Below are 904 nucleotides of genomic sequence, written 5' to 3'. Positions count from 1 at the left end.
ACCGGCCGAGTCGCCGGCGACCGCGATGCGGCGGCTGTCGATGCGGAGGCGGTCCGCGTTCTCGACGAGCCAGGCGTGGGCCGTCCTGGTGTCGTCGATGGCGGCGGGGAACGGATGCTCGGGGGCCAGTCGGTAGTCGACCGAGACCACGACGCACTCGGCGTGGTGGCTGAAGAGACGGCACACTTCGTCGACGCCGTCCGGGCTGGCGACCGTGAAGCCCCCGCCGTGGAGATAGAGCAGGCAGGGCAGGCCGGCCGTATCCGTGCCCGGCGTATGCGGCCGATAGATCCGAACCGGCACGGAGCGGACCACCCCGAACGGGTCGGTCCAGGTCGCGTCCTCTTCCGTCACGGACGCGACCTGGGTCCATCGGGGCGGAGCTTGCGGGGCCGCGAACCGCCGCACTCCCTCCAGGCCGAGGGTGTGCAGAGGCTGCGGGAGCACCTCGTCGAGAAAGTCGGCTGCCAGGAGTGACTCGGGATCCAGGAGCTCGCGCCACGCGGGCGCAGGTTCCGCTCCGGTGGCGGTGGGGCCCGGCCGGGCCGGCCTGCCGTCCGGGCCGGGAGCCGGTGTGGGGCGCTCGACGGGACTCCGCGAACTCCGGAACCACCAGATCACCCAGCTCACCCGCCCTGGCGCGGGATCCTCGCGAGGTGGTTCTTCCGCGGGTGCGTCTGCGGCCGATGACGCGAGCGTATCGGCGACCAGTGCTCGATGGGCAGACCCTGCCCGCCGTACTCCTTCGGCACGTGGGGCGCGAGCGCGCGTCACACTGGGGGTGGTGGCTGCGCGGGAGGGTGCGCAGGACATCAGATGCTAGGACTAGGGGCAGCCGGGCCCAATCAGGCTGACCCTGTGGTGCCTATGACTGCGGCAGTGATTCGCCTTGGACGGCCTGGAT

The 904-nt window shown here is 71.8% G+C and carries 1 protein-coding gene; it reads right to left on the bottom strand.

Features of this window, described 5'->3' with window-relative positions; genetic code table 11:
• Positions 1–813, bottom strand: an 813-nt coding sequence (locus BZY54_RS54915; protein ID WP_208640975.1) for an alpha/beta hydrolase, incomplete at its 3' end; no start/stop codon positions are given.
• Positions 814–904: the final 91 nt, after the last annotated feature.

This window comes from Streptomyces carpinensis, assembly GCF_002154505.1.
GTDB lineage: Bacteria > Actinomycetota > Actinomycetes > Streptomycetales > Streptomycetaceae > Streptomyces > Streptomyces carpinensis.
This window is presented reverse-complemented; position numbering and strand designations above follow the sequence as displayed.